Origin of the sequence: Acrocarpospora pleiomorpha, from assembly GCF_009687885.1 — a bacterium.
GTDB lineage: Bacteria > Actinomycetota > Actinomycetes > Streptosporangiales > Streptosporangiaceae > Acrocarpospora > Acrocarpospora pleiomorpha.
In genome coordinates this window covers 64,447-86,381 of sequence record NZ_BLAF01000023.1, presented here as the reverse complement: position 1 = coordinate 86,381, position 21,935 = coordinate 64,447, and the positions used below count along the sequence as shown (strand labels likewise).

The window sequence follows — 21,935 nt, the reverse complement described above, 5'->3', positions numbered from 1 at the left end:
GATCATTCAGGCAAGCCGGAAACGCGAATCGGCCGCGCCTCCCGAGTGGCGCGGCCGATCTGGGTTCGTGGTTAGTTGGTGGCGGTTTTCTCCTCCAGGGACACGGTGACCGTGGTGGGCTGGCCGTTGCGGATGTAGGTGAGAGTGATTTTGTCGCCGGGCTGGTGACCGCGGATGATGCCGACCACGGTTTCACCGGCGTCGATGGAAGTGTCGTCGATCTTGGTGATGATGTCGCCCTGCTGGAGGCCGGCCTTGGCGGCGGGGCTGCCGGCGGTGACGGGGCCCACGAGGGCGCCGGGGGTGTCGCCGGTGGCGTCGCTGACGCTGACGCCCAGGTAGACGTGGACGGCCTTGCCGGTGTTGATCAGTTGTTCGGCGACCTGCTTGGCGGTGGTGATCGGGATGGCGAAGCCGACGCCGATGTTGCCGTTGCCGCCGGAGGTGGCGATCGCGGTGTTGACGCCGATGACCTGGCCGGCGGCGTTGACCAGGGCCCCGCCCGAGTTGCCGGGGTTGATCGCGGCGTCGGTCTGGATCATGCCGCCGATGGTGGTGGGCTCCGCCTGGGAGCCCTGGAGCTGGCCCCACCCGGGCGGCATCTGCTGCTCGGGCTGGCCGCCGCCGGAGGTGACCGTACGGTCGAGGGCGCTGATGATGCCCGCGGTGACCGAGCCTTCCAGGCCGAGCGGGCTGCCGATCGCCAGCACCGAGTCACCGACCTGGAGGCGGTCGCTGTCGCCGAGGGATGCCTTGGTCAGGCCGGACACGTCCTGCGCGCGGATGACCGCGATATCGGTGGTCGGGTCGGTGCCGACCAGGGTCGCCTTGGCGGTGCGGCCGTCGCTGAACTTGACGCTGAGCTGGGCGTTGTCGCCCGCGCCCGTGACGACGTGGTTGTTGGTGAGGATGAGCCCGTCGTCGGAGAGGATGACGCCGGATCCCTCGCCACCGCCCGTCTGCGAGGTGACGGTGATCATCACGACCGAGGGCTGCACCCGGCGGGCGACGTCGGCGATCGTGGTCCCGGTGGACGAACCGGAGTTGACGACAGGGCTGGAGATCACGGTTTGCGGGCCGGAGATGGCGTTGGTGACGAGGGCCCCCGCGACCCCGCCGCCCAGTGCCATGGCGGCGAGCGCGAGGACCGCGCCGCCCTTCTTGAGGCCGCTCCCGGATGCCTTGGCCGCGGGTGCGGGCGGCGGCGGAGGTGGGGGCGGGACCGTGAATACGGCGGTGTTCCCGGACCGGAACTGCCCGGTCGCCGGAGGACGGTCCCCGAACTGGCTCCACCCCTGCGTGTTCAGGACCTCGGTCTGCCCGGTAGCCTCCGGGTCAGCCGGAGTGCCGGTCTCGTGCGCAGCGTTCGCCGGAGAACCCGGAGTCTGCTCGCGCGGCTCGTCAGCGTTCATGTGTGTGCCATCCCCTTACAGAAGCCCCCGGCTGTCCGCCGGTACTCCTCTACGATGACAAAGCCGCGATAAGGCCCGGCTAAGCGATCAACCCGCTGACCTCGCGAAAGCGTACAGAATCCTTATCCGCGCTGTTCGGGTGGCCAGTACTCGGCGCGAAGAATTCGCTTGAAAAGTTTGCCGGTCGGGTGGCGCGGCAGCTCGGCCCGGAAGTCCACGCTCTTGGGACACTTGTAGTGGGCGAGATTGGCCCGGCAGTACTCGATCAGCTCGGCTTCCAGGCCGGGGCCCGCCTCCTCCGGCACGACGGCCTCCACGACCGCCTTGACCTGCTCGCCCATCTCCTCGTCCGGCACCCCGAACACCGCCACATCCGCCACTTTCGGATGTACGGCCAGCAAGTTCTCCGCCTCCTGCGGGTAGATGTTCACCCCACCCGAAATGATCATGTACGACCTGCGGTCGGTCAGGTAGAGGAATCCTTCCTCGTCCAGGTACCCGATGTCCCCCAACGTCGTCCACCCCCGCCCGAGCGGATCCTGCCCGGAACGCGTCTTGGCGGGATCGTCGTGGTACTCGAAGGCCGGCCCGTCGGAGAAGTACACCGTCCCCTGCTCGCCCGGCGGCAGCTCGCGGCCGTCCTCGTCGCACACGTGCGGCACGCCGAGCAGCGGCCGCCCCACCGTGCCGCGATGGTTGAGCCAGTCCTCGGGGCTCGCGTAGAGGAAGCCGTTGCCCTCGGTGCCCGCGTAGTACTCGTGCACGATCGGCCCCCACCACTCCATCATCTGCTCCTTGACCGGGACCGGGCAGGGCGCGGCGGCGTGGATGGCGCAGCGCAGCGTCGACAGGTCGTGCCGGGTCCGCGCCTCGGCGGGGAGTTTGAGGAGTTTGATGAACATGGTGGGAACCCACTGGGCGTGGGTCACGCCGTACCGCTCGATGGTGGCCAGGGCGGCCTCGGGGTCGAACCTCTCCATGACGACGACGGTGGCGCCGAACCGGAGGAAGGCCAGGCAGTAGCGGAGCGGGGCGGCGTGGTAGAGGGGCGCGGGCGAGAGGTAGACGCTGTCGGCGGTGGGCGCGAACAGCAGGCTCACCAGCCGCATCAGGGGCCCGGGCGTGTCGAGCGGGGCCAGGCTCAGCGCCGGTTTGACACCTTTCGGGCGGCCGGTGGTGCCGGACGAGTAGAGCATGTCCGAGCCCTGGCATTCGTCCGCGATCGGCGTGCCGGGCTGGGCGGCGGTGGCCTCCTCGTAGGAGGCGAACCCGGGGGCGACGCCGTCCAGCATGAGCTGGAGTTCGACGCCGGTGACGGTGGCCGCGACCGCTTCCATGGCCTTGGACGAGATGAAAGCGCGGGCCTGGCAGTTTTTCAGGATGTACGCGAGTTCCCCGGCCTGGAGGCGGGAGCTGATGGCCGTGTAGTAGAGGCCGGACCGGTGCGCGGCCCACGCGATCGCCAGGTACAGCGGGTGGTTCTCCAGCATGAACGCGATGTGGTCCCCGGGCCGCAGCCCGGCCGCGCGCAGCAGGTGGGCCAGCCGGTTGGACTCCTCGTCGAGTTCGCGGAAGGTGACGACCCGCCCGGACCCTGCCATGATCACGGCGGGTTTGTCCGGAGTGGCGGCGGCGATGGCTCCCGGGTGCATGAACCGAACGTTAATCGGTCGCACGCTCGATGGGAAAGGACGGCGGGCACGGGTACGGCCCGCGCGGGAGAGGGAGCGCGAGCCGTCTTTACTGCTGTTCACATGGCCTGACGAGGGGATCAGACGTGGTCGTACACGGTGCCCCAGGGACCGAAGAAGCCCTTCGGGCCCCAGTGGTCGCCGCGGGAAACCTTGACCGAGATGTGCTCGGCGTTCTTACCGCTGAACCAGAAGTGCTTCGGGTCCTCGCCGCAGTTCTTGAACTTCTTGAAGTAGGTCGGGCCGGAGAACGGCTCGATCTTGAAGGTCGCCCACGCGCACCTGTACTTCTTGTGGTGGGTGTCCCAGGCGTGGTTGATGAGCTCGCCCTTCACGGTGAACTTGTACTCGTCCACCCACTTCCAGGCCTTGAACTTCTTCCAGACGTACTTCCAGTCGCACTTCTTCTCGCCGTGCTTCCAGTAGCACTCCTTGACCAGGACCTTCTTCTTGTCCCAGTACCACTTCTTGGTCTTGTGCTTCTCGACCGACACGAAGCCGCTGGCCTCGGCCTTGTGGTCGGAGGAGAAGTAGGGGCCCCAGGGGCCGTCGAAGTAGGGCACGGCCGCGTTCGCCGAAGCCGGCGAAAGCAGCGCGCCCCCGATGAGCGCAGCGGCTGCGACCGCGCTCACCGCGAACTTCTTGATGAATCGCATTGCGGGTCCTCTCGGGAAGGATTTCTGACGCCTAATGAATAAGCGGAAGCAGTTAACGGCCGCTTTCAAGGCGCTTTAACCACCTGCTCAGGCCCCTGATCACGGGAAACTCCGAAGGGTGATCAAGCGAAGGCCGCGCCCCCTGAGCGCTCAGGGGGCGCGGCCTTCGGTTCCGCCGGGGTCAGACCGCCGGGTGGACGGCCTTCCAGCCGGAGTGTTCGCCCTTCGGCTCGCTGAACGTGCCGCGCGAGACGTCGACCCAGATCCGGTCGGCGTTCACGACGGTGAAGGACAGCTTCGCGGAGCCGCCGCAGGCCTTCGCACTGCGCAGGACGCGGTCTCCGTTCTTCTTCACCACGCGGAAGGTCTCCCACGCGCACCGGAACTTACGCGCGTGGCTCCTGTGGTTCACCAGCGTCGAGTCCACGGTGAACACCTCGAAGCGGACCCGCTTGTGCGCCCACTTCTTGTGCCACACCTTGACCTTCTTGCAGACCCTGTCGCCATCACGCCAGGAACACTTCTTCTCCCAGGTCCACCACCGTTTCCAGTAGCCGACCTTCCCCACCTTCTCCGTCACGGTCACGGTTCCGGAGGCTTTCGCCTTCCCGTCACCGGACGCGTACGGACCCCACGCTACGGGGGCTGCCAAGGCCTCGGCCGCCTGCGCGGACGCCACCGGTGCGGCGACTACCAACAGCGCAGCGGAGCCGATTCCAGCCACGACTCGGGTTACGAATCGCATTCAGGCCCTCCTTTCGGGACCCGATCCCAGTCCCCCAGGAGCGCCCTTCACACCTCCTGACACCCCCGACTCACCCCCAGGAAACGCCCCTCTAACCCTTCCGATAGGGATCAACCAACACCTGAATCCGCTGGGCATAAGCAGCTTTGAGTTCCAACATCCTCGGTCCAGGCGCGTAGAACCTTGCCTTGGTCTCCCCAGATGAGGCGAGCCATCCCTTCTCCGCCAACTCCCGCATGTCCCGAGTTGCCTGCCCTTGGCTGAGGGACTCCTCCTGTTGATAGCCCGTCCTTCGCAGCCGAGTGCTCACGAAGACCTGGTACATCGCGGACACGCAGCGAGTGTTCAGTCCGTCCGCTTCGGCTTTCTCCTCAAGCAAGAGCCACACCTCGGAGGCGTCAGCGAGCCGCCGCCGCACCCGTTGCGCCTGCATATGGTGAGCCCGCAGGCAGAAGCGCACCCAGGGCAACGTATCCGAGTGCGGCGTCCAGCCCCGCCTCACATCGGATAGAACCCGGTAGTAGTCGACCGTGTTCTCCTGAATGCCGAGCCACTCCTCAATCGAGCAGAACTCGGGCGTGAGGATCTGGCCTCGTCCGAGAACCAGCGTCTGGAGGGCCCTAGACATGCGTCCGTTACCATCTCGCCACGGATGGATGGAAACCAAGTTGAAATGGGCCATGGCCGCGCGCACGTAACTGGGCTGGTCGAGGTCTCCAGTGTTGAGCCATGCGACCAACTCGCCAAGTAATTCAGGGACGTCCGGCGCGTCAGGTCCCTCGTAGACCACCTCACCGGTGAGCGAGTTGCGGACATAGATCCCACCTGGCCGCACCGTGCCAGGCGATTTGTTGAGATGGTGCCCGATCATCATGAAGTTGAGCGAATGAAGCAAACCGGCGTCGTAGGCGAACACCGACGCACGCGCCAACTCTCCAATGTATGTGAGTGCTTGCCTGTACCCGAGGATTTCTCGGGTCACGCTGGGCGTGGCGTCCGTCGGTTCGTCGCCAGACATGATCGATTCGACGTCTTCAACGCTGGCGCGATAGCCCTCGATGGAGTTCGACCCCTGGATCGCCCGCGCCTGCAGGTGTTTCCGCAGTGCGCCGTCCCATCGATGAGGCTCCGCGAGGCGATACTTGAGATCACGTCGCATGTCCTCGATCTCACCGAGGACCGCGAGATCTTCCCGCATGAGTTCCGGCGTCCCGAATAGCATCTAGCCATGACAGCATGAATAAATCATTGAGTCAAACAGCTAAGTGACTCATTCATAGAGACGGCTCCCGCCAAGGTTGACGGGAGCCGCACCGGATGGGATGGGGTCAGGCGGCGGCTGGTTGGGTGACGGTGGCGGGGGTGAGGGCCAGGTTGAGGACCTCGCGGACGTCGCTGACGGGGTGGACGGTGAGGTCGGCCAGGACGTCGGCGGGGACGTCGTCGAGGTCGGGCTCGTTGCGGGCGGGGATGAGGACGGTGGTGACGCCCGCGCGGTGGGCGGCGAGGAGCTTCTGCTTGACGCCGCCGATGGGGAGGACGCGGCCGGTGAGGGAGACCTCGCCGGTCATGGCCACGTCGCCGCGGACGGGGCGGCCGGACAGCAGGGAGGCCAGGGCGGTCGTCATGGTGACGCCGGCCGAGGGGCCGTCCTTGGGGACCGCGCCGGCGGGGACGTGGATGTGGACGGAGCGGTCCTTGAGCGAGCCGACCGGGAGCTCCAGTTCCACGCCCCGGGAGCGCAGGTAGGAGAGCGCGATCTGGGCCGACTCCTTCATCACGTCGCCGAGCTGGCCGGTGAGGGTGACGCCGGTGGTGCCGGTCTCCGGGTCGGCCAGGGACGCCTCCACGTAGAGCACGTCGCCGCCCGCGCCGGTGACCGCGAGGCCGGTGGCGACGCCGGGCACCGCCGTGCGCTGCCGGGACTCGGGGAGCGCGGACTCGGGGACGTGCCGTGGCCGGCCGAGGTAGTCGACCAGGTCGGTGACCCGCACGGGCAGCGTCCTGGTGCCGAGCGCGAGACCGGCCGTGACCTTGCGCAGGATGCGGGCGATCGACCGCTCCAGGGAACGCACGCCCGCCTCGCGGGTGTACTCCCCCGCCAGCCGGCGCAGCGCCTCGTCGTCGACGACCACGTCGGCGGCGGTCAGCCCGGCCTTGTCGAGCTGGCGCGGCAGCAGGTGCTCGCGGGCGATGACGACCTTCTCGTCCTCGGTGTACCCGTCCAGGGTGACGATCTCCATGCGGTCCAGCAGCGGGCCGGGCACCTGCTCCAGCGCGTTGGCGGTGGCCAGGAAGAGCACGTCGGACAGGTCCAGCTCGACCTCCAGGTAGTGGTCCCTGAAGGTGTGGTTCTGGGCGGGGTCGAGCACTTCGAGCAGGGCGGCGGTCGGGTCGCCCCGGTAGTCGGCGCCCACCTTGTCGATCTCGTCGAGCAGCACGACCGGGTTCATCGACCCGGCTTCGCGGATGGCCCGGACGATGCGGCCGGGCAGCGCGCCGACGTAGGTGCGCCGGTGGCCGCGGATCTCGGCCTCGTCGCGGATGCCGCCGAGCGAGACCCGGACGAATTTGCGGCCCATCGCGCGGGCCACCGACTCGCCGAGCGAGGTCTTGCCCACGCCGGGAGGCCCGGCCAGCGCCAGCACGGCGCCGCTGCGGCGCCCGCCCACGACGCCCAGGCCCTGGTCGGCGCGGCGCTTGCGGACGGCCAGATACTCGATGATCCGGTCCTTGACGTCCTCCAGGCCGGTGTGGTCGGCGTCCAGCACCGCACGCGCGCCCGCGATGTCGTACTCATCCTCGGTCCTGGTGTTCCAGGGCATGTCGAGGACGGTGTCCAGCCAGGTCCTGATCCAGCCGGTCTCGGGTGACTGGTCGGAGGTGCGCTCCAGCTTGTCGACCTCCTTGAGGGCGGCGTCGCGCACCTTCTCCGGCAGGTCGGCGGCCTCGACCCGGGCGCGGTAGTCCTGCTCCTCGGTCTCCGGGTCGCCGTTGAGCTCGGCCAGCTCCTTGCGGACGGCGGCCAGCTGCTGGCGGAGCAGGAACTCGCGCTGCTGCTTCTCCATGCCCTCCTGCACGTCCTTGCGGATCGTCTCGGCCACGTCCACCTCGGCCAGGTGGTCGCGGGCCCAGCCGACCAGCTTCTCCAGCCGCTCGGCCGGGTCGGCGGTCTCCAGCAGCAGCAGCTTCTGCGCGGTCGACAGCCAGGGCGCGTAGCCGGAGCTGTCGGCCAGCTCGGACGCGTCCTTGATCGCGTTCACCGCGTCCACGACCTGCCAGGCGCCGCGCTTCTGCAGGATGGTGATGGTGAGCGCCTTGTATTCCTTCATCAGCGCCTCGGCCGGAGCGTCGACGCGCTCGACGACCGTGGCCTGCACCCAGAGCGCCGCGCCGGGTCCTGTGGTGCCGGTGCCGACCCTGGCCCGGTTCACTCCGCGCACGACGGCCGCGGGCTCGCCCCCGGGCAGCCGCCCGACCTGCTCCACGACCGCGGTCACGCCCACGGCCCCGTAGTGGCCGTCGATCCGCGGCACCAGCAGGACATGCGGCTTCTTGGCGCCGGTGGCCTGGGCCGCCTCGATCGCCGCGCGCACCTCGGAGTCGGACAGATCGAGGGGGACGACCATGCCGGGCAGGACGACCTCGTCGTCCAGCGGCAGGACCGGAAGGATCTCAGTCATGCGTACTCCCAAAGGTTGAGTTATGCACGCTCAACTAACAGGAGTGCGCCCGTGTTCCCACATCTGCGCGTGTTCGCTGTGAGCGAGCGTAATCGTGTAATCAGCCCTCTGAGATCGGCTTGGTGCGGGCGGGTTCATGACACACTGTCGTCAAAGCGTTGACGGGGCTCATCTGTTTTTGTGACACTTCGTCATGAACGACCCTTAAGGAGAAACAGATGGGCTTTTCCGAGGTTTTGCGGGCCGCGACCTGGAGCGATCACGAGTCCGCCGAGGATGACGGCTATCTGAAGAGCCTGATGGCCGGGCGGCTCAGCCGGGAGGCGTACGGCGAGATGGTGGCGCAGCACTACTTCGCCTATCTGGCCCTGGACGGAGCTTCGAAGGCGCTCGCCGGGCACCCGGTCGCGGGTGCCTTCGTCTTCCCCGAGCTCTACCGGGAGCAGGCCCTGGTCCGCGACCTGACCACGATCTTCGGCCCGGACTGGGCGGACCGGATCCAGCCCAGCAAGCCGACCAGGACGCTGGTCGCCCGGATCGACCAGGTCGCCGACTGGCCTGGCGGATATATCGCCCACCACTACACTCGGTATCTCGGCGACCTGTCCGGCGGCCAGTTCATCCGGATGGAACTGCAGAAGATCTACGGGTACGAGAGGGGCGGCGGCGTGGACTTCTACTACTTCGACATCGGCAGCCTGCCCCGCTTCAAGGACGAGTACCGCCGCCGCCTGGACGCGCTCGACCTCGACGAGGCCGAACGGCAGCGGATCATCCGGGAGACCAAGCTCGCCTACCAGCTCAACACCGAGGTCCTCGGCGACCTCGGCCGGCTCGCCCGGGCGGCGGCCTGACGTGCCCCGGATCTCGGCCGCGACGATCGGGGAGCACCGCGCCCAGACCCAGGAGCGCGTCCTGGAGGCGGTGGCGCGGCTGTCCCGCCGCCAGGGCATCGACGCGATCTCGATGACGGACGTGGCGGCCGAGGCGGGCATCACCCGGACCGTGCTCTACAACTACTTCCCGGACAAGGCGTCGCTGCTGCTGAGCTTCACCGAACGGGTCACCCAGTATTTCGTGGAGAGCTACGCCCGCGACCTCCCGGCCGGGGCTTCCCCCTCAGTGCGGCTGGGCGCGTTCATCCGGCTCCAGCTCACCGGGCTGATGGCGCACCCGCATCCCGGCGCGGCCGACCTGTCGGCCACCCTCGGCCCCGACGCCTACCAGCAGCTGGCCGCGCACGTGGCGCCCATGCAGCGCATCCTCTGCGAGATCATCCAGAGCGGCGTGGACTCGGGCGAGTTCCAGACCTCCGACGTGACCGCGACAGCCCGGATCGTGCTGGCCGTCCTGGGCGCGGAACGCCTTCCGCTGATGGACGGCTCGGTCACGGTCGACGAGGCGGCGGAGTTCGTCACCGGCTTCATCCTCCGCGCGCTCACCTGATCGGCAGCCCCCATGGATTCCGTTCAGCTGAAGTCGGGCACCGGCCGGTGGATCGTGTTCACGACCGTGCTCGGGTCGGGGATCGTGATGCTGGACGGCACTGTGGTCAACGTGGCCCTGCGCGTGCTCGGCACCGACCTGGCGGCCGACGTGGCCGGGCTGCAGTGGACGATCAACGCGTACACGCTGACGCTGGCCGGGCTCATCCTGCTGGGCGGCTCCCTCGGCGACCGGTACGGGCGGCGCAAGGTCTTCCTCATCGGCGTGGTCTGGTTCGCGGTGGCGTCGGCGTTGTGCGGGATCGCCCCCAACATCGAGGTCCTGATCCTGTCCCGCGCGCTGCAGGGCGTCGGCGGCGCGCTGCTCACGCCGGGATCGCTGGCGATCATCCAGTCGAGCTTCGCCCGGGTGGACCGGCCCCGGGCGATCGGCCTGTGGTCCGGGCTCGGCGGCATGGCCGCGGCTATCGGGCCGCTGCTGGGCGGGTGGATCGTGGAGGCGGCCGGCTGGCGCTGGGTGTTCCTGATCAACCTCCCGCTGGCCGCGCTGGTGATCGCGGTGGCTCTCCGGCACGTGCCGGAAAGCAAGGACGAGAGCGCGTCGGGCGAGTTCGACCTGCTCGGCTCCGCGCTGGCGGCGCTCGCGCTGGCCGGGCTCACCTACGGCCTGATCGAGGAGCTCGTCCTGCCGATGATCGGGGGATTCGCGCTGCTGGTGGTGTTCGTGCTGGTCGAGCGTTCCCGGCGGAATCCGCTCATCCCGGTGGACATCTTCACCTCGCGCACGTTCACGTCGGTGAACGTCGTCACCCTGTTCATGTACGCGGCGATGGGCGCGGTGTTCTTCCTGCTGGTCCTGCAACTTCAGGTGTCGTCGGGGTTCACGCCGATCGCGGCCGGTTCGGCCATGCTGCCGGTGACGATCCTCATGCTGCTGCTCTCCCCCCGGGCCGGTGAGCTGGCCCGGCGGATCGGGCCGAAGATCCCGATGACGGCGGGGATCCTGCTGTGCGGGCTCGGGTTCCTGATGATGAGCGGGATCGGGGCGGGGACGAGTTACCTGACGGGGGTGCTGCCCGCGGCCACGGTGTTCGGGCTCGGGCTGTCGGCGGCCGTCGCACCGCTCACCGCGACGGTGCTGGCCAGCGCGGACGAGCGGCACGCGGGCATCGCCAGTGGCATCAACAACGCGGTCGCGCGCACCGGGAGCCTGCTGGCGGTGGCGGCGATCCCACCGATCGTGGGGCTGACCGGGGAGGCCTACGACAACCCGGCCGTGTTGTCGGCCGGGTTCCAGCTGGCGATGTTCATCTGCGCGGGGATGATGGCGCTGTCGGCGCTCATCTCGTTCGTGGCGGTTCAGATCAGGCTGTAGCCGTACAGGCCGGGGCCCTTGCCCAGCCGCACGCCCTTCTTGGTGACGCCCGGGTAGGAGCCGATCTTGCGGTGGCCGCGGAAGAGGGTGATCTCGCCGAGCATGGGGGCGCCGACGATCAGGTTGCCGCCGACGATGGTGACGGCCGCGCCGAACTCGCCGCCCTTGGGGCCGGGGATGAGGAGATTGTGGTTCTTGGTGAGGCCGCCAGACTTGGTGCCCGCCAGGACCTGCACGGCGTTCTCGCCGGGGATGCCCACGGCCAGTTCCGCGTCGCCGTCGCCGTTGAGGTCGCCGGCGGCGAGGGAGGAGCCGAATCTGTCGTACATGCGAGGGATGCCGACCAGGCTGTTCTGGGTCCAGCCTTCGGTGGTGGAGGTCTTGAGGCCGCCGCTGGAGCCGTAGATGACGTGCACGGTTCCCTCGCCGTACTCCATGGCGCGCGGGTAGACCGACAGGCCCTCGCCGGGGACGCCGATGGCCAGGTCGTCGCGGCCGTCGCCGTTGAAGTCGGCGGCGGCCAGGGCGGAGCCGAAGTAGTCCCAGCTCTCCGCGAAGCCCTTCACCCAGGGGCTGTCCTGGCTGTAGAGCGTTCTGCGGCCCTTCTCGACGACGGTGACCGTGCCTTCCGCCTTCTTCTCCAGATTGTCGCCGGGGGCGCCGATGGCCAGTTCCGCGGTGCCGTCACCGTCGAAGTCGCCGGTGGCCAGGGCGGCGCCGAACTGGTCGGTCGACGTGCCGGAATTCTTGATCATTTTAATCTTGGCGCCGTGGATCACGACCGCGCCGCCGCCCTCGTAGCCGGGGGCGCCGATGGCGAGCTCGTCGTCGCCGTCGCCGTCCAGGTCGCCCGCCGCGAGGGCGGCGCCGAACCGGTCGGTGTCGTGTTGCGGCAGGTCGAGGACTTTGGCGTGGTGGAGTCCCGTGCGGGAGCCGTACAGCAGGTGGACCATGCCGTGGCCGTCCGCGCCGGTGACCGGCTCGCGGCCGACGAACTCCTCCGACGCGCCGACGGCCAGGTCGGCGCAGCCGTCGCCGTTGAAGTCGCCGGTGGCCAGGGCCGCGCCGAACGAGTCGCCGCGTTCGGCTTCGCCGGGGATGCCGTCGCTGTCCTGGGAGATCACCGGGCCCTTGCGGAAGCCGCCGCTCGTGCCGGTGAACAGCGCGACCGCGCCGGCGCGGTCGTGGCCGCCCACCGTCGCGTACGGCATGCCGACCGCCAGATCGGGGCGCCCGTCGCCGTTGTAGTCGGCCGGGACGCCCGGGCAGGCGGCGGCCGTGCTCGGCAGCATCGGGAGGAGGAGGACGGCGAGCAGGGTCTTCACACCAGGCTCCGCTCGCCCGACGGGATGGTGAAGCGAGCGGAGGTGCGGGCGGGCGCGCCCCGGCGGCTGATGTAGTCGAGGGTGCGGAAGTCCGCGGTGAGCGCGTCCTCGGTGAGCCTGGCCATGATGTAGCCGCGCCGCTGGTCGATGTAGGAAATATGGGGATTCTCGGCGAGGGTCGCGGCGGTGCGCTCGGTGTCGCGGTAGCCGTCGCCGTCGCTGGCGATCGAGGAGGTGACCAGCTCGACGGCGGCCTTGGTGTCCGGGTCGCCGGGGTCGGCGTGGAGCTCGGCGGCGTGGTGCATGTGCGCGTCGCCGGTGAGCACGACCGGGTTGGCGACGTCCTTGAGCCCCTTGAGCAGCGCGGTGCGCTCGGCGGCGTACCCGTCCCAGGAGTCGAGGTTGACCTCGCTGCCGGGGCCGAGCTTGAAGTCCTTCTGGGCCATGATGATCTGCTGGCCGATGAGGTTCCAGCGCGCCCCGGACCGCCCCAGGCCGTCCAGCAGCCAGCGGTGCTGATCCTCGCCGAGGAGAGTGCGGCCTTCGGCGAGACGGTCGTCGCAGCCCGCGCGCACCCCGTCCTCGCAGGCCTGGTCGTCGCGGAACTGGCGGGTGTCGAGCAGGTGGAACTGGGCCAGCGCGCCCCAGGTGACCCGCCTGTTGATCTTGATGGCGGCGCCGTGCGGGACGCTGGTGCGGCGCAGCGGCATGTTCTCGTAGTAGGCCTGGAAGGCGTTGGCGCGGCGGCGCTCGAACGCGGGCGCGCCGGTGCTCGACTTGGGGCCCGCCCAGTTGTTCTCGATCTCGTGGTCGTCGAAGGCGACCAGCCAGGGGGCGACGGCGTGCGCGGCCTGCAGGTCGGGGTCGCTCTTGTACTGCGCGTGCCGCATCCGGTAGTCGGCGAGGGTGGCGCACTTGTGCCCGCCGGAGTGCTGCCGGATGTTTCCGCCGGGGGCGGTGTATCCGTCGGGCTGGTATTCGTACATGTAGTCGCCGAGATGCACGACCAGGTCGGGCTCCTGCTCGGCGAGCCGCTTGTACGCCGTGTAGTAGCCGTGCTCGTAGTGCGCGCACGCCGCGATCGCGAACGACAATGCCGACAACCCCGGCGGCGAGGTCCGCGTCCTACCGGCCGGCGACACATGCCCGTCCGCCTTGAACCGGTAGAAGTACTCCCGCCCCGCCTGGAGGCCCTTCAACTCCACGTGCACGCTGTGCGCCGCCCGCCAGGACGCCGTCTCCGTGCCGGTACGGACGATGTCCGCGAACCGCTCGTCTGTGGCCACCTGCCACTGCACGTCGTAGTCCCGGGACGGCATGCCACCCCGGCCGTTCAACCCCAGGGGATCTAAGACCAGCCGGGTCCAGAGCACGAATCCGTCGGCGGAAGGGTCACCCGAGGCGACGCCGACCCCGAACGGGTCCTGACGGAGGGATCGAGTGGGCGCGTATCCGGCTCCGGTCAGAAGGAGCCCGCCGACGGCCACACTGGACAGGAACACTCTGCGTGACGCTTTTCCCTGCACCCTAACAGGAAAGACCACCTGGTTGTCGAATACAGGTTAGCCCGCTGACCTGCGAAAAAACCATAAGTGAACAGACATGCGGATTACCCACGGTAATTGAACGCCCGCCGAACGTGTGACGACGAGTTAGGGAAGGCCCGGCTCACATCTCGAAGGTTGCACTTCACACGCATGTCACCCAAGGCGCGATCGAACCAAGGCGGTCACGGACCGTATCGTCCCCATAAATCCGTTGATCGGTGGGTATGCACCCCAGATACCCTTGGCAGCACCGAGAGGAGGAGAGCCACATGCCAGGACCGCTCATCGTCACCGCTTCCGTCACCATCCCCGAAGCCGAGCTGAGCTGGCGCTTCTCCCGCTCCTCCGGCCCCGGCGGGCAGGGTGTCAACACCACCGACAGCCGCGCCGAGCTCACCTACGACGTGGCCGCCACCACCGCGCTGCCCCCGGCTCTGAAGGCCCGCGCCCTCACCCGCCTGGCCGCCCGCCTCGTCGACGGCGCCATCACCATCGCCGCCTCCGAATACCGCTCCCAGCTCCGCAACCGCGAAGCCGCGGAGATGCGCCTGGCGCAGCTTCTCCGCGAGGCCATCGCGCCCCCGCCCCGCAAGCGCCGCCCCACCAAACCCTCCAGAGGCGCGGTCGAACACCGCCTCGCCACCAAGAGACACCGCTCAGCCCTCAAGCGTCTTCGCCGCGCCGACGACTGACCGGCACACGTTCCGACCGGCTCGAAGGTCACCCCGGCGGCCGGGGAAATGCGCGCGACTTTCGTCAGGTGGAGCGGTCCTGCATTTCCCACAGGTGGTCCAGGACGTGCCAGATGATGCGGCGGGTGGCGTAGCGGGCGGGCCAGCCCTGTTCGGCGCCGCCGGCGGAAGGGGCGCCGAGGGTTTCGGTGATGGCGGCGCGCATGGCGGTGAGGTCTTCGGGGGACTTGAGGGGTTTGTGCTTCAGGCCGATCTTGCGGGCGTAGGCGCGTTCCGCTTCGGTGACGTGGCCGATCATCTTGGTGCGGTCGCGGCCGCCGCCCCGGGGGCCCTTGCGGAGTTCTTCGGGGGCCACCGTGGCGTAGGCGTCGAACTCGGCCCAGGCGGCGGTGAGCAGGGCGGCGGCGCGGACGGCTTCCGCTTCGGTCACGGGGGTGTGGTCGCTGGGCGGGATGGCGCCGGGGGCACCGAAATCGGTGGTCATGTCGCCTTTGACATGTTCGGTGATCACGGGGTCGCCGGGGGTGAAGGGCAGGCCCGCGCGGTCGGCGATGACGCGGTAGCGGGGTTCATAGGTGAGGAACGCCTCGATCGCCTGATCCTCGGAGCCGCCGATGCGGCACCAGCCGGGCCAGTCGATGGAGCAGGCGAAGACCTTCTTGGGGCCGATCTCCAGGTAGAGGTGGTTCATCCCGTCAGCCTCGCACGGGATGCTGACAGGGCGTGGCAGTTACTCGACCAGATCGATCAGGTCCGCGACCGAGGGGACGATCCGGGACGGGCGGAACGGGAAACGGTCGATCTGCTCGCGCTGGGTGACGCCGGTGAGGACCAGGATGGTGTGCAGCCCGGCCTCCATGCCGCAGACGATGTCGGTGTCCATCCGGTCGCCGATCATGGCGGTGCTCTCGCTGTGGCCCTCGATGCGGTTGAGCGCGCTGCGCATCATCATCGGGTTCGGCTTGCCCACGAAGTACGGCTCGACGCCGGTGGCTTTGGTGATCATGGCGGCCACGGCGCCGCAGGCGGGCAGGTTGCCCTCGTGGGAGGGGCCGACCGCGTCGGGGTTGGTGGCGATGAAGCGGGCGCCGTTCTCGATCAGGCGGATGGCGCGGGTGATGTGGGAGAAGCTGTAGGTGCGGGTCTCGCCCAGGACCACGTAGTCGGGGTCCAGGTCGGTGAGGATGTAGCCGGCCTCGTGCAGGGCGGTGGTCAGGCCCGACTCCCCGATCACGTACGCGGAGCCTTCGGGGCGCTGGGCGGACAGGAAGTCGGCGGTGGCCATGGCGGAGGTCCAGATCGCCTCCGGCGGCACGTTGAGGCCGGCCACGCGGAGCCGTACCGACAGGTCGCGGGGGGTGTAGATGGAGTTGTTGGTGAGGACGAGGAAACGTTTGCCGGATTCGCCCAGCTTCTGGATGAACTCGTCGGCGCCGGGCACGGGCTTGCCCTCGTGGACCAGGACGCCGTCCATGTCCGACAGCCAGCAGTCGATGGGCTTGCGTTCAGTCATGCCCCAAGCATCGCAGGTGCGCGGATGATCCAGAAATATCCGGAGCGCATCCCCGGTTGTCTGCGTTCATGGAGAATATTCGCGGCGTCGCGCGCGGTGCGGCCGAGGTTCCTCTGTCGGTGCTCGAACTGGCCACGGTCGGGGAGGGCGGCAGCCCGGGCGAGGCGCTGCGGGGCGCGACCGAGCTCGCGAAGCGGGCGGAGCAGTGGGGATATCACCGGATCTGGGTGGCGGAGCATCACGGCATGCCGGGCGTGGCCAGCTCCTCCCCCGCCGTGCTCATCGCGCACCTGGCGGCGTCCACGAGCACGATCCGGCTGGGGTCCGGCGGGGTGATGCTGCCCAACCACGCGCCGCTGGTGATCGCCGAGCAGTTCGGCACGTTGCACGCGTTGCATCCCGGGCGCATCGATCTCGGCCTGGGCCGGGCGCCGGGCACCGACATGGTCACCGCGCAGGCGCTGCGGCGCAGCGCGAACGTCGACCCGGACGAGTTCCCGCAGGAGGTCGCCGCGCTGACCGCCTTCCTGGACGGCGCCAACCCCCGGGTCCAGGCGATCCCGCGCGGGGACGACCGGCCTCCCATCTGGCTGCTGGGTTCCAGCGGGTTCAGCGCGCGGCTGGCCGGGCTGCTGGGCCTGCCGTTCGCGTACGCGCACCACTTCAGCGCGGCCGGCACCGAGCCCGCGCTGGAGCTCTACCGCACCTCGTTCCGTCCGTCGGAGGTGCTCGCGGAGCCGTACGCGATGATCGGGGTCTCCGCGCTGGCGGCCGAGAGCGAGCAGGAGGCGCTGCGGCAGGCCATGGCGGGCGCGCTGGCGTTCCTGCGGATGCGGCTCGGGCGTCCCGGCCGGTTCCCGACGCCGGAGGAGGCGGCCGCGTATCCGTATTCGGCGGCGGAGACCGAGTTCGTGTACGGACGGCTGGCCGACGTCGTCTACGGCGACCCGGATCAGGTCAGGACCGGCCTGGAGGAACTGCGCAAGCGCACCGCCGCGGACGAGCTGATGATCACCACGACGGTGCACGGCACGGACACGCGAATCCGGTCCTACGAACTGATCGCGCAGGCCTACGAGATGACGCCCTAGGGCTTGAGCGCCTCCAGGGCCTCCTCGGCGCGCCGCATCGAGGCGACGGGGTCGGCGTCGACGGAGCCGAACTCGGGGTTGAAGTTGAGGTCGTGGAAGACCTCGGTGACCCCCTGCTCGGCCAGGGCCGCGACGTCCTCCCGGATCTTGTCGTACGAACCGGCGAGCGGTGCGGAGCTGTCGGACCCGGGGCGGGTCACGCCGCGGCAGATGAAACGCAGCGCGCCGGGGTCGCGCCCGGCCTCGCGGGCCGACTCCTTCACAATGGAGATCTGCTCGTGGAGCCTGGACAGGTCCATCCGGCTGGAGCTGATCCAGCCGTCGGCCAGGCGGCCCGCGCGGCGCAGGGCGACCGGAGCCGCGCCGCCCATCAGGATCGGCGGGACGGGCGCGGGCTTGGGGTCCTGGTGGACCGGGGGCAGGGCGTAGAACTCGCCCTTGTGCTCGACCGGGTCCTCGGTCCAGAGCTTGCGGAGCAGCTGCACATACTCCTCGGCGCGCTTGCCGCGGCGTTCCATCGGGACCGCGGAGGCGGCGAACTCCTCCTCCACCCAGCCCAGGCCGACACCCACGTCCAGGCGGCCGCCGGAGACGATCTGCAGGCTGGCGAGCTGCTTGGCCAGCATGGCCGGGGAGTAGAAGGGCAGGTTCAGGACGGCCACGCCGAGCTGGATCCGGGAGGTACTACCCGCCACGTACGACAACGTGACGATCGGGTCCTGAACGCTCCGGTAGCTGGACCCCATCGTGTGGCCGACCGGGTAGAGCAGCCGCTGGAACGTCCACACCTCGTGGTAGCCGAGCTCCTCGGCCCGGGTCGCCACCCGCGCCATGTTGCCGGGCGTCGCCCACGACCCGGACACCGGCACCGCGAATCCAATTCTCATACGGCCAACCCTAGAGCCCGCCGGGTAGATTGAGCCGGTGCCCCCCGACCTGGTCTCTCAGCTGGTACGGCTGTCCGGCCGCGCAGGCCCGCCCACCGTGCTCAAGGACACCCGCGTCCTGGTGATCAGGGTGGGCGACGTCGTGGTGAAGGCGCACCCGGCCGGGACCGACGAGGCCGAGCTGAAGGCCCGCCTAGAGGTGCGGCTGCCCGGCCTGCTGCTGGAACCGCTGGGGACCGACCGGGTGGGCGACCGCATTGTCACCATCTGGCCCGCCGGGGAGCCGCTCACGCCCGACGATCTCGAGACGCCGCCGTGGGAGGAGGGCGGGCGGCTGCTGGCGCGGCTGCACGCCCAGCCCCTGCCCGCCGGGTTACCCCCGATGGGCGGGCCCGCGCGGGTCACCCGGGCCGTCGCCCAGCTCGAACCCGGCGATCTGCCCCGCAAGGCGTACCAGACGCTGGATCTGCGGCAACGCGCGTACGGCCTGGCGCATGGCGACTGGCATCTGGGGCAGCTCATCCGCTTGGATGGCGCGTGGCTGCTGATCGACCCCGACGACCTCGGGTACGGCGACCCCGCCTGGGATCTCGCCCGGCCAGCCGCCTGGTTCGCGTCCGGGCTCGTCTCGCCGGACGAATGGAACCGGTTCCTCGGCTCCTACCTGGCCGCCGGGGGGACCGCCGTCTCGCCGGGCGACCCGTGGCGGGAACTCGACGGGCCGGCCCGCGCGTTGACGGTCCAACTGGCCGCCACGGCAATGGCCACCGCGCGCCGCGACAACACCGCCCTTGACGAGGCGGCAGAGGCTCTGATCTCCTCCTGCGAGAGGATCCTGGCCACACCGCCACCGTCGTAGGGTGAATGGTTAACGCCTCATAAGGAGATGACGCTCATGCAGTGCCCCAAGTGCCGCGGGAACATGCGGACTTTTGACCGTAACGGCGTCCACATCGAGCAGTGCGACAACTGCCGTGGAATCTTCCTCGACTACGGCGAGCTGGAGACGCTCTCCCGCATGGAGAACCAGTGGAACGCGGCTCCCCCGCCCCCCGCTCCCGGCCCGGCCTGGGGCGGCGGCCACCACGGCGGCCACGGCTACCACCATGGCCACCGCAAGAGCTGGGTGAACGCGCTCTTCTCCAGCTGAGCTTTTCCAGGCCGCGGTCCCGTGGGGGACCGCGGCTTCGTCATGCGGGGAAGTCGTCCGGGTCGACCTTGCTCGACGGCGCGTTGCCGCCGGTGACCTTGTTGAGGGTGAGCGTCCAGTCGCTCCAGCGGATCGTGCTGCCGCTGAACGTGGTCCTGAACCGCACCGAGTCGTCGAACCGCTCGAAGCTGCAGGTCCGGTTGAACCGCCGTTTCTTGCTGTCGTAGTCGACCCCGGTCGCGAAGAACACCCGGTAGTTGCCGTCCTTGATGTTCGGCACGGTGGCCCGGCTCTTCTTGCGCACGTAGACCGTCACCGCCTTGCGCTTGCCGAGCATCATGGTGAGCACCGCGTCCTGCCCGCCGCCGTTCTTCACGATCAGCTTGCTCCGCCCCCCGCGTATGGAGGAGCGCAGCACCTTCCCGTTGGCCTGCCGGCGGTTCTCCTCCTTGGGCGGTTTGACGGAGACCTTGCCGCCCGGGTAGTCGCCGAGCGAGGCCAGGTCGATGCCCGCCTCCTTGAGCGCGGCGAAGTCGTCGGACTTGCCCAGCCGGGCCAGCACCGCCGTCGCCGTGCACAGCGACAGCTCCTCCACGCCGGTCCGCAGATCGCCGAGGGTGGTCTCCATGCCGCGCAGCGCGGCCAGGTAGTCGGAGTGCTCGGTGGTGATGTCGGCGGGCGGCTGGACCGGTCCGAGCTGGGTCAGGGCGTCGCCTACCGCTGTCTCGGCCCGGGTCAGCCGGTCCCCGAGCGTCTTGGGGGTCTTGGCCTTGGACAGGTCCTTGAGCGCGCTGTCCACCGGGCCGCCCGCCGAGTCCAGGGTGGTGCGGTAGGCGGCGGGGCTGAGGCCCGACGGCGACGGTGAGCCGGCGGCGCTGCCGGGAGCCGGGGAGACGGGGTCGCCCGGCGAGGCCGGGGCCGCGGTGCAGGCGCTGAGCGTGACCGCCGCCGCGGCGGCGGCGAGGAACCGGGGAGTGATCACCCGTCCAACTGTTTACCGACAAGTCCGGAGGTGTCAATTCGGCGAGTCGGGCTGATCGAATCCAGGAACGGAAGATCGTGGCTTGCCACGATCAGCGCGCCCCGGTAGGCGGACAGCGCCTGGGCGAGTTGCCGCACGCTGGCCAGGTCGAGGTTGTTGGTGGGCTCGTCCATGAGCAGGAGCTGGGGGTCGGCGAGCAGCAGCGCGGCCAGGACGGCGCGGAACCGTTCGCCGCCGGAGAGGGTGCCGGCGGGCTGGTCGACGCGGGCGCCCCGGAAGAGGAATCGCGCCAGACCTGCGCGGATGTTGTTCGTCGAGGTTTCCGGTGCGACCGCGCGGACGTTGTCGAGCACGCTCAGGTCGTCGTCGAGAATGTCCAGGCGTTGCGGGAGGTAGCGCATCGGCACGAGGACGCCGTCGGGGGATCCCGCCTCGCGGGTGTGGGTCGCGATGCGCTCCAGCAGGGTTGTCTTTCCTGAGCCGTTCGGGCCGACCAGGGCGATTCGCTCCGGGCCTTTGACGACGAGCCGGCTCAGCTCGCGTCCCGAAGTCACGCTATCGACCGAAATTTCGGAAATATCGTGGTCTGTTGCGGTCAGGCCGTACAGCGGGAGGGAAAGGACGATGCGCCCGGTGGGGACGGTCGTCGCGGGGAGGGTGACGCGGATCTCGGCGTCGTCGCGGACGGCCTGCTCGGCCTCGGTGAGGCGTTCGCGGGCTTGCTCGACCTTTTCCTCGTGCAGGTTGCGGTGTTTGCCCGCCGACACCTCGGCCTGCCGCTTCCGGTTTCCCATGACGATCTTCGGTTCGTTCTTCTGCTCGTTCATCTTCTTGCCGTACCTGGCGCGCTTGTCGAGCTTGACCCGCGCGTCGGCCAGATCGCGCCGCTGCCGCTTGAGGTCCCCCTCGGCCGTCCGCACCGCGCGCTCGGCGGCGGACCGCTCCGCGGCCAGGATCTCCTCGTACGCGGTGAAGTTGCCCCCGAACACCCGCGTGGACGGCAGCTCGACGATCTGGTCGACCAGGCCGAGCAGCGTCCGGTCGTGGCTGACGACCACCAGCGTGCGGTTCCATGCCAGGACCGCGTCGTAGAGGCGGTGGCGCGCCGCCAGGTCGAGGTTGTTGGTGGGCTCGTCCAGCAGCAGCACGTCCGGCTCCAGCAGGAACCGCGCGGCCAGCCCGACCAGCACGGTCTCCCCGCCGGACAGCGCGGCGACCTGGCGGTCGAGCCCCACGTCGCGCAGCCCGAGCCGGTCCAGCTCGCCGCGCGCCCGCTCCTCGACGTCCCACACGACGGCCGCGTAGTTGGCCTCCGAGACGTCCCCCCGCTCGATCGCGTGCAGCGCCTCGCGCGCCGCCGTGATGCCGAGCAGGTCGGACACCGTCCTGGCCACCCCGAGCGGCAGGTTCTGCGGCAGGTACCCGATGACCCCGCCCGCGCGCACGCTCCCCCGGCTGGGCGTCAGCTCGCCCGCCATCACCCGCAAAAGCGTGGATTTCCCGGATCCGTTGACCCCGACCAGGCCGGTACGCCCCGGCCCGAACGCGAGCTCCACCCCGTCGAACACCGGAGTGCCATCCGCCCACGCGAAAGAAAGATCTTGAATTGCCAACATAGAAGAGGCCGTCCCTGTGAGGTCGTGTTCATGGACACGCGAGGACGCCAACGATCAGACAGTGATCAGAGCTGGCGTCGACCTCAGAACCTCAATGGAAACTCCCAGGGACGGGGATTAGACGC

At 69.4% G+C, this 21,935-nt stretch carries 20 protein-coding genes; 7 read left to right on the top strand and 13 right to left on the bottom strand.

What is annotated here, in order from left to right; translation table 11 throughout:
- Positions 1-71 precede the first annotated feature (71 nt).
- The 6 genes from Aple_RS21385 to lon all read right to left on the bottom strand — a co-directional run bounded on the left by Aple_RS21385 (position 72) and on the right by lon (position 8,187).
- A complete protein-coding gene (locus Aple_RS21385) occupies positions 72-1,412 on the bottom strand; it encodes a S1C family serine protease (protein ID WP_155346426.1) in 1,341 nt (446 codons plus the stop codon).
- A 122-nt stretch (positions 1,413-1,534) separates the two neighbouring features.
- Complete coding sequence (locus tag Aple_RS21380; protein ID WP_155346425.1) at positions 1,535-3,064, bottom strand: AMP-binding protein; 1,530 nt, start codon at positions 3,062-3,064, stop codon at positions 1,535-1,537.
- Positions 3,065-3,183: 119 nt separating this feature from the next.
- A complete protein-coding gene (locus Aple_RS21375; RefSeq protein ID WP_155346424.1) occupies positions 3,184-3,759 on the bottom strand; it encodes a hypothetical protein in 576 nt (191 codons plus the stop codon).
- A gap of 181 nt (positions 3,760-3,940) precedes the next feature.
- Positions 3,941-4,504 (bottom strand): hypothetical protein, encoded by a 564-nt coding sequence (locus Aple_RS21370; protein WP_155346423.1) that lies wholly within the window; start codon positions 4,502-4,504, stop codon positions 3,941-3,943.
- A 91-nt stretch (positions 4,505-4,595) separates the two neighbouring features.
- Positions 4,596-5,726, bottom strand: a complete 1,131-nt coding sequence (locus Aple_RS21365; protein ID WP_155346422.1) for a Fic family protein — start codon at positions 5,724-5,726, stop codon at positions 4,596-4,598.
- 106 nt (positions 5,727-5,832) lie between these two features.
- Positions 5,833-8,187, bottom strand: coding sequence for an endopeptidase La (gene lon, locus Aple_RS21360; RefSeq protein WP_155346421.1), 2,355 nt, complete (start codon positions 8,185-8,187; stop codon positions 5,833-5,835).
- Between the two features lie 218 nt (positions 8,188-8,405).
- On the opposite strand from lon, the gene Aple_RS21355 reads away from it, so the two are divergent.
- The 3 genes from Aple_RS21355 to Aple_RS21345 are packed head-to-tail and all read left to right on the top strand — an operon-like array spanning position 8,406 to position 11,007.
- Positions 8,406-9,041: a biliverdin-producing heme oxygenase gene (locus Aple_RS21355; protein ID WP_155346420.1), complete on the top strand. Its 636-nt coding sequence runs from the start codon at positions 8,406-8,408 to the stop codon at positions 9,039-9,041.
- A 1-nt stretch (position 9,042) separates the two neighbouring features.
- Positions 9,043-9,633, top strand: coding sequence for a TetR/AcrR family transcriptional regulator (locus Aple_RS21350; RefSeq protein ID WP_155346419.1), 591 nt, complete (start codon positions 9,043-9,045; stop codon positions 9,631-9,633).
- A 12-nt stretch (positions 9,634-9,645) separates the two neighbouring features.
- Positions 9,646-11,007 (top strand): MFS transporter, encoded by a 1,362-nt coding sequence (locus Aple_RS21345; RefSeq protein WP_155346418.1) that lies wholly within the window; start codon positions 9,646-9,648, stop codon positions 11,005-11,007.
- On the opposite strand, the gene Aple_RS21340 is transcribed toward Aple_RS21345, so the two are convergent.
- Both Aple_RS21340 and Aple_RS21335 read right to left on the bottom strand, forming a co-directional pair.
- Positions 10,992-12,332, bottom strand: coding sequence for an FG-GAP and VCBS repeat-containing protein (locus Aple_RS21340; protein WP_246264679.1), 1,341 nt, complete (start codon positions 12,330-12,332; stop codon positions 10,992-10,994). The two genes, Aple_RS21345 and Aple_RS21340, sit on opposite strands and share 16 nt — an antisense overlap.
- Positions 12,329-13,834, bottom strand: a complete 1,506-nt coding sequence (locus Aple_RS21335; RefSeq protein WP_246264678.1) for an alkaline phosphatase D family protein — start codon at positions 13,832-13,834, stop codon at positions 12,329-12,331. Before Aple_RS21335 ends, Aple_RS21340 begins: the two co-directional genes overlap by 4 nt.
- A 314-nt stretch (positions 13,835-14,148) precedes the next feature.
- Between Aple_RS21335 and arfB the strand changes: the two genes are divergently transcribed.
- A complete protein-coding gene (arfB, locus tag Aple_RS21330) occupies positions 14,149-14,571 on the top strand; it encodes an alternative ribosome rescue aminoacyl-tRNA hydrolase ArfB (RefSeq protein WP_155346416.1) in 423 nt (140 codons plus the stop codon).
- Between the two features lie 64 nt (positions 14,572-14,635).
- Here the strand turns inward: arfB and Aple_RS21325 are convergent, their stop codons facing one another.
- Positions 14,636-15,262: a hypothetical protein gene (locus Aple_RS21325; RefSeq protein WP_155346415.1), complete on the bottom strand. Its 627-nt coding sequence runs from the start codon at positions 15,260-15,262 to the stop codon at positions 14,636-14,638.
- 39 nt (positions 15,263-15,301) lie between these two features.
- Complete coding sequence (locus Aple_RS21320) at positions 15,302-16,084, bottom strand: HAD-IIA family hydrolase (RefSeq protein ID WP_155346414.1); 783 nt, start codon at positions 16,082-16,084, stop codon at positions 15,302-15,304.
- A 68-nt stretch (positions 16,085-16,152) separates the two neighbouring features.
- Between Aple_RS21320 and Aple_RS21315 the strand changes: the two genes are divergently transcribed.
- A complete protein-coding gene (locus Aple_RS21315; RefSeq protein ID WP_155346413.1) occupies positions 16,153-17,175 on the top strand; it encodes an LLM class flavin-dependent oxidoreductase in 1,023 nt (340 codons plus the stop codon).
- Here Aple_RS21315 and Aple_RS21310 read toward each other — a convergent pair.
- On the bottom strand, positions 17,172-18,062 hold the full coding sequence (locus tag Aple_RS21310) for a TIGR03619 family F420-dependent LLM class oxidoreductase (RefSeq protein ID WP_155346412.1): 891 nt from the start codon (positions 18,060-18,062) through the stop codon (positions 17,172-17,174). The genes Aple_RS21315 and Aple_RS21310 overlap by 4 nt on opposite strands.
- Positions 18,063-18,099: 37 nt before the next feature.
- Between Aple_RS21310 and Aple_RS21305 the strand changes: the two genes are divergently transcribed.
- Positions 18,100-18,921, top strand: coding sequence for a phosphotransferase family protein (locus Aple_RS21305; RefSeq protein WP_155346411.1), 822 nt, complete (start codon positions 18,100-18,102; stop codon positions 18,919-18,921).
- 27 nt (positions 18,922-18,948) lie between these two features.
- Positions 18,949-19,212 (top strand): TFIIB-type zinc ribbon-containing protein, encoded by a 264-nt coding sequence (locus Aple_RS21300; RefSeq protein ID WP_373869610.1) that lies wholly within the window; start codon positions 18,949-18,951, stop codon positions 19,210-19,212.
- A gap of 40 nt (positions 19,213-19,252) precedes the next feature.
- Here Aple_RS21300 and Aple_RS21295 read toward each other — a convergent pair whose 3' ends face one another.
- Entirely contained in the window at positions 19,253-20,194 is a 942-nt protein-coding gene (locus Aple_RS21295) for a hypothetical protein (protein WP_155346410.1), read from the bottom strand.
- Positions 20,191-21,810 carry an ABC-F family ATP-binding cassette domain-containing protein gene (locus tag Aple_RS21290; RefSeq protein ID WP_155346409.1) on the bottom strand — a complete coding sequence of 540 codons (1,620 nt, stop codon included), beginning with the start codon at positions 21,808-21,810 and terminating at the stop codon, positions 20,191-20,193. Before Aple_RS21290 ends, Aple_RS21295 begins: the two co-directional genes overlap by 4 nt.
- Between the last annotated feature and the right edge of the window lie 125 nt (positions 21,811-21,935).

What these genes read in the sequence shown, in the direction of transcription:
- Aple_RS21290 (WP_155346409.1), bottom strand. Translation starts at nt 21,810, where the DNA reads ATGTTGGCAATTCAAGATCTTTCTTTCGCGTGGGCGGATGGCACTCCG.
- arfB (WP_155346416.1), top strand. Translation starts at nt 14,149, where the DNA reads ATGCCAGGACCGCTCATCGTCACCGCTTCCGTCACCATCCCCGAAGCC.
- Aple_RS21355 (WP_155346420.1), top strand. Translation starts at nt 8,406, where the DNA reads ATGGGCTTTTCCGAGGTTTTGCGGGCCGCGACCTGGAGCGATCACGAG.
- Aple_RS21375 (WP_155346424.1), bottom strand. Translation starts at nt 3,759, where the DNA reads ATGCGATTCATCAAGAAGTTCGCGGTGAGCGCGGTCGCAGCCGCTGCG.
- Aple_RS21365 (WP_155346422.1), bottom strand. Translation starts at nt 5,726, where the DNA reads ATGCTATTCGGGACGCCGGAACTCATGCGGGAAGATCTCGCGGTCCTC.
- Aple_RS21380 (WP_155346425.1), bottom strand. Translation starts at nt 3,064, where the DNA reads ATGCACCCGGGAGCCATCGCCGCCGCCACTCCGGACAAACCCGCCGTG.
- Aple_RS21345 (WP_155346418.1), top strand. Translation starts at nt 9,646, where the DNA reads ATGGATTCCGTTCAGCTGAAGTCGGGCACCGGCCGGTGGATCGTGTTC.
- Aple_RS21370 (WP_155346423.1), bottom strand. Translation starts at nt 4,504, where the DNA reads ATGCGATTCGTAACCCGAGTCGTGGCTGGAATCGGCTCCGCTGCGCTG.
- lon (WP_155346421.1), bottom strand. Translation starts at nt 8,187, where the DNA reads ATGACTGAGATCCTTCCGGTCCTGCCGCTGGACGACGAGGTCGTCCTG.
- Aple_RS21385 (WP_155346426.1), bottom strand. Translation starts at nt 1,412, where the DNA reads ATGAACGCTGACGAGCCGCGCGAGCAGACTCCGGGTTCTCCGGCGAAC.
- Aple_RS21310 (WP_155346412.1), bottom strand. Translation starts at nt 18,062, where the DNA reads ATGAGAATTGGATTCGCGGTGCCGGTGTCCGGGTCGTGGGCGACGCCC.
- Aple_RS21315 (WP_155346413.1), top strand. Translation starts at nt 16,153, where the DNA reads ATGGAGAATATTCGCGGCGTCGCGCGCGGTGCGGCCGAGGTTCCTCTG.
- Aple_RS21300 (WP_373869610.1), top strand. Translation starts at nt 18,949, where the DNA reads ATGACGCTCATGCAGTGCCCCAAGTGCCGCGGGAACATGCGGACTTTT.
- Aple_RS21320 (WP_155346414.1), bottom strand. Translation starts at nt 16,084, where the DNA reads ATGACTGAACGCAAGCCCATCGACTGCTGGCTGTCGGACATGGACGGC.
- Aple_RS21325 (WP_155346415.1), bottom strand. Translation starts at nt 15,262, where the DNA reads ATGAACCACCTCTACCTGGAGATCGGCCCCAAGAAGGTCTTCGCCTGC.